Annotated in this window: 3 protein-coding genes; all 3 read right to left on the minus strand. The window is 67.5% G+C overall.

Annotated features, from left to right (window positions below):
- The coding region (gene secA, locus CFP71_RS42080) for a preprotein translocase subunit SecA (RefSeq protein ID WP_143267291.1) at nt 1–2,843 on the minus strand (2,843 nt) is incomplete at its 3' end.
- A 249-nt stretch (nt 2,844–3,092) separates the two neighbouring features.
- Nucleotides 3,093–3,782, minus strand: coding sequence for a ribosome hibernation-promoting factor, HPF/YfiA family (gene hpf / locus CFP71_RS42085; RefSeq protein WP_093939428.1), 690 nt, complete (start codon nt 3,780–3,782; stop codon nt 3,093–3,095).
- A 543-nt stretch (nt 3,783–4,325) separates the two neighbouring features.
- Nucleotides 4,326–4,964, minus strand: coding sequence for a ComF family protein (locus tag CFP71_RS42090; protein ID WP_093939429.1), 639 nt, complete (start codon nt 4,962–4,964; stop codon nt 4,326–4,328).
- Nucleotides 4,965–5,060: the final 96 nt, after the last annotated feature.

Genomic DNA, 5,060 nt, shown 5'->3' on the forward strand with positions numbered 1-5,060 from the left:
GCCAGCGCGCTCGTCACCGTCAGGTCGAACGCGAGCGACGGGTGCAGCGGAACATGCGCGGCACGACGCTCCCGGCGGGTCCCGCTCTGGTCGCCGCCGTCGCTGCCGGCACTGTCCGAATGCGACTCGACGCCGCCGTCCTCGGACAGGCCCGACATGGTCAGCCCGGACTGCGAACCGCCGCCGAGTCCCTTGCCCCGCAAGGCGGACGGCACGGACTCGGTGTCGCTCGCCGGGCCCTGCGGAGGCGTCGGGCGGGCGTGCCGCCCGTCGCCGTTGGCGGCCTGGCCGTTCCCGGACCCGACACCGGCGGGCAGCGCGGACGCGGACTCGGGCGACGGGGCGGCGGGTTCGGCCTGCTCGACCTGGAGGTTGAACAGGAAGCCGACGGCCTCCTCCTTCAGCGACTCCAGCATCGCGCGGAACATGTCGTAGCCCTCGCGCTGGTACTCGATGACCGGGTCGCGCTGGGCGAGGGCCCGCATGCCGATGCCCTCCTTGAGATAGTCCATCTCGTAGAGGTGCTCACGCCACTTGCGGTCGAGCACGGTGAGCATGACCTGGCGCTCCAGGCTGCGCATCGCGCCTTCGCCGACCTTGCCGTCGATCTCGACCTCGCGCTCGTCGTACGCGCGGTGAGCGTCTTCGAGCAGCGCCTCGCGGAGCCCTTCGGCGTCGAGGTCGTCGTCCTCGGTCAGGGATTCCCAGGTGACCTTCACCGGGTACAGCGTCTTGAGCGCCGTCCACAGCTTCTCGTGGTCCCAGTCCTCGGCGTAGCCCGAAGAGGTCTCCTCGTTGACGTAAGCGTTGATGACGTCGACGAGCATGTGCTCGATCTGCTCGCGGAGATCCTCGCCCTCGAGGACGCGCAGGCGCTCGGCGTAGATCACCTTGCGCTGCTCGTTCATGACCTCGTCGTACTTGAGGACGTTCTTGCGGATCTCCATGTTCTGCTGCTCGACCTGCGTCTGCGCGCTCTTGATCGCCTTGGAGACCATCTTGTGCTCGATCGGCACGTCGTCCGGCAGCCGCATGGTGGTCATGACCCGCTCGACCATCGTCGCGTTGAAGCGGCGCATGAGCTCGTCACCGAGCGACAGGTAGAACCGGGACTCGCCCGGGTCGCCCTGACGGCCGGAACGACCGCGGAGCTGGTTGTCGATCCGGCGAGACTCGTGCCGCTCGGTGCCGAGCACGTACAGCCCGCCGGCCTCGCGGACCTCGTCGGCCTCGGCCTTGGTGTCGGCCTGGACCTCTTCGAGCACCTTCGGCCAGGCGGCCTCGTACTCCTCGGAGTGCTCCACCGGGTCGAGACCGCGGTCGCGGAGCACCTCGTCGGCGATGATGTCCGGGTTGCCGCCCAGCACGATGTCGGTACCGCGGCCCGCCATGTTGGTGGCGACCGTGACCGCGCCCTTGCGCCCGGCGCGAGCGACGATCAGCGCCTCCCGGTCGTGGTGCTTGGCGTTGAGGACCTCGTGCGGGACACCCAGCTTGAGCAGCAGCTTCGACAGGTGCTCGGACTTCTCGACACTCGTGGTGCCGACCAGCACCGGCTGGCCCTTCTCGTGCCGCTCGGCGATGTCCTCGGCGACGGCCTCGAACTTCGCCTGCTCGGTCTTGTAGATGAGGTCGGCCTGGTCGGCGCGGACCATCGGCTTGTTGGTCGGGATCGGCACCACACCCAGCTTGTAGGTCTGGTGGAACTCGGCCGCCTCGGTCTCGGCGGTACCGGTCATACCCGCCAGCTTGCTGTAGAGCCGGAAGTAGTTCTGCAGCGTGATCGTGGCGAGCGTCTGGTTCTCGGCCTTGATCTCGACGCCTTCCTTGGCCTCGATCGCCTGGTGCATGCCCTCGTTGTAGCGGCGTCCGTGCAGGATGCGGCCGGTGAACTCGTCGACGATGAGGACTTCGCCGTCACGGACGATGTAGTCCTTGTCGCGCTTGTAGAGCTCCTTGACCTTCAGCGCGTTGTTCAGGTAGCCGACCAGCGGCGTGTTCGCGGCCTCGTAGAGGTTGTCGATGCCGAGCTGGTCCTCGACGAAGGCGACACCCTTCTCGGTGACACCGACGGTGCGCTTGCGGATGTCCACCTCGTAGTGGATGTCCGCCTTCATCAGCGGCGTCATCCGCGCGAACTCGACGTACCAGCGCGAGGACTGGTCGGCCGGACCGGAGATGATCAGCGGCGTCCGGGCCTCGTCGATGAGGATGGAGTCCACCTCGTCGACGATCGCGAAGTTGTGGCCGCGCTGCACGCAGTCTTCGAGGCTCCACGCCATGTTGTCGCGGAGGTAGTCGAAGCCGAACTCGTTGTTCGTGCCGTGCGTGATGTCGGCGGCGTACTGCTGGCGGCGGACCTCGGGCGTCTGGTCGGCCAGGATGATGCCGACCTCGAGGCCGAGGAAGCGGTGGATGCGGCCCATCCACTCGGCGTCACGTTTGGCGAGGTAGTCGTTCACCGTGATGACGTGCACGCCCTTGCCGGACAGCGCGTTCAGGTACGCGGGGAGCACCTGGGTCAGGGTCTTGCCCTCACCGGTCTTCATCTCGGAGACCTGGCCGAGGTGCAGCGCGGCACCGCCCATCACCTGAACGTCGTAGGGCCGCTGGCCGAGCACGCGCCAGGCCGCCTCCCTCGCCACCGCGAACGCCTCCGGCAGGAGGTCGTCGAGTGACTCGCCGTCCGCGTTCCGCTTACGGAACTCGTCGGTCTTGGCCCGCAGCGCGGTGTCCGAAAGTCCCTTGACGTCGTCTTCGAGGGTGTTGATGTGATCGGCGATGTTGCGCAGCCGCTTCACCATCTTGCCCTCGCCCGCGCGGAGCAGGCGGTTCAGCACCATCCGGTCGACCTCACTAGCTGATTGTGATCGCACCCGAGCCGGTCCCGGGCAATCTCGTACGCGGTGGTGCGCTGGTCACGCACCACCGTCCGCCCCCATCGTAGGGAACACCTCGGTGTTCGCGCACGCACCGTCTGTCGGTATCTGACCTGGCCGGTGCCCATCCCGGCCGATCCGGACGGGAAACGGCCCGCACGCGTGCGCGTGCGGGCCGTTCCATAGGCGTTGTGGGTGGGTCGGAGGGACCGGCTAGCTCAGCCGGATGACGCCGTAGTCGAAGCCTCGCCTCCGGTAGACGACGCTCGGGCACCCGGCGTCGGAGTCGTTGAACAGATAGAAGTCGTGACCGACCAGCTCCATCTCGTAGAGAGCCTGATCGACCGTCATGGGTTCCGCGTCGTGCTTCTTCTCGCGGACGACGCGACCGGGCTGGTGTTCGGTCACCCCGTCGTCCCAGCGCTGCTGGGGCATCTCGAACTCTTCACCGCTCTCGACGGCGAAACCGTTGGCCAGGGGTTCGGCCTCTGGCGCCTCGAGCACAGCGGTACCCGCCAGATGTCGGTTGTCGGTGGTCATGCCACCGGCGGCCGCCATCGAAGTCGCCTCGGCGACGGATTCCGGGCGGCTGCGGCCGTAGTGCACGCGCCGGCGGTCGTGTGTCTTCCGCAACCTGTTCTCGAGCTTGTTGAGTGCGGAATCCAGCGCTGCGTAGAAGTCGCCCGCACACGCTTCGGCGCGTACGGCGGGGCCCCTGCCCTTACCGGTGATTTCGACGCGCTGGCAGTTCTTCGACTGCCGGCGATTGGGCTCATGGAAGAGCTCCACGTCGTAACGGATGACCTTCTTGTCGTAGCGCTCTAGCCGGGCCAGCTTTTCGCTGACGAGTGCCCGATAGTGGTCGGGCACCTCCACGTTGCGGCCCTTAACGACGATGTCCATACACGACCTCCCTCGCTGAAATGACTGCGAGCTGTAGATGTGTTCACTAGGGCGCCGGTAAAGCGGGGACGAAGCCCGGATCGCGGGCGATGAGGGAACTCGGCATGCGGTCACGACGTCTCGTGGCGGATGTCCGAGCGCGGACTCAGCGCGGCTCCGGCGCCAGGGACATGGGCTGGTCACCTCCCTGCCTGCCGGGATTGCTGATAGCGCTGCACGTTAGCTGCAACACGCCCCGAGCAACAGCCCCCGAGCCGGGGGATATCAGGACGTGAGACCTCGTCACCGCACGCGACGACGACGCTGTGTCCAGCGGGACAATCCGGCTTGTCGGGCGTCGTCCCCGTGATTTGTTTTCACGCGGACGGCGCAAGCCTTCGGGCAGGAAAAAGCCGAGGGTGACGCCGCCAAGGGAATCCGCCGCCACCCCGGTGGAGTGGCGGGCCGCTCGAGTGTTCCCCGGAAGCTGCCTCATATCCCGTCAACGCCCTTGTACCCATTCCCGTTCCCGATCATTCATCACTCTTGTAGGTGACCCTCCGATCACCCGGCGGCGGCCAGTGCGATCACCGCGGAAACGTGAATTCCGCTTATGTCCAAAAGGCGCGCACAAGCGGCGGCCGTCGCTCCGGTTGTGATCACGTCGTCAAGGAGAACGACCCTCTCCGGATGCTCTCCCGGGACGAGACGGATGCGGCCGTCGAGGTTCACCGCGCGCTCGGCCCTGGTGAGTCCCGCCGCGTCGCGGACCCCGGGCCTGAGCGCGAGGATCGGCGCCACGGTCGCCGGTCTTCCTTTGTCCGCCAACGCTTTCACGCACTCCTCGGCGAGGCGCCGGACGTGCGGTCCACCTCGGACACGCGAGGCGTGCCGTCTCGAAGGGACCGGGACGAGACAGAATCCCGCGGCCGGCTCGGGCAGGTGGACCAGGGCCTCGGCGACGGCTCGCCCCAGGGACGGCGCGAGGTCGCGGCGGCCGCGCTCCTTGTAGGCGAGGATCAAGCGTCGGGCGTCGTCCGCGTAGCGGGCCAGGGCGTACACGGGGACTCGGCCGGCCGTGGGCGCGCGGGTGATCTCGCTGAGCGAACCCCAAGCGGTCTGGCAGGTCGCGCAGCAGGGCGCGCCCGGTGCTCCGCAGGAGGCGCAGCGGGCGGGTATGAGGAGATCCAGGAGTTTGTTCATGCCGTCGAGGATCGCGCCGGGCTCCGACAGTTCCCGGCCCGGTTGTGTCATGAGGGGTCCCCTTAGGACACTTTTCGTCTTAAGGGGACCCCTCAT

It is taken from the genome of Amycolatopsis thailandensis, from assembly GCF_002234405.1.
GTDB classification, from domain to species: Bacteria; Actinomycetota; Actinomycetes; order Mycobacteriales; family Pseudonocardiaceae; genus Amycolatopsis; species Amycolatopsis thailandensis.

Bases quoted from the DNA above. Each gene is read 5' to 3' on its own strand.
- hpf (WP_093939428.1), bottom strand. From the start codon at position 3,782: ATGGACATCGTCGTTAAGGGCCGCAACGTGGAGGTGCCCGACCACTAT.
- CFP71_RS42090 (WP_093939429.1), bottom strand. From the start codon at position 4,964: ATGAACAAACTCCTGGATCTCCTCATACCCGCCCGCTGCGCCTCCTGC.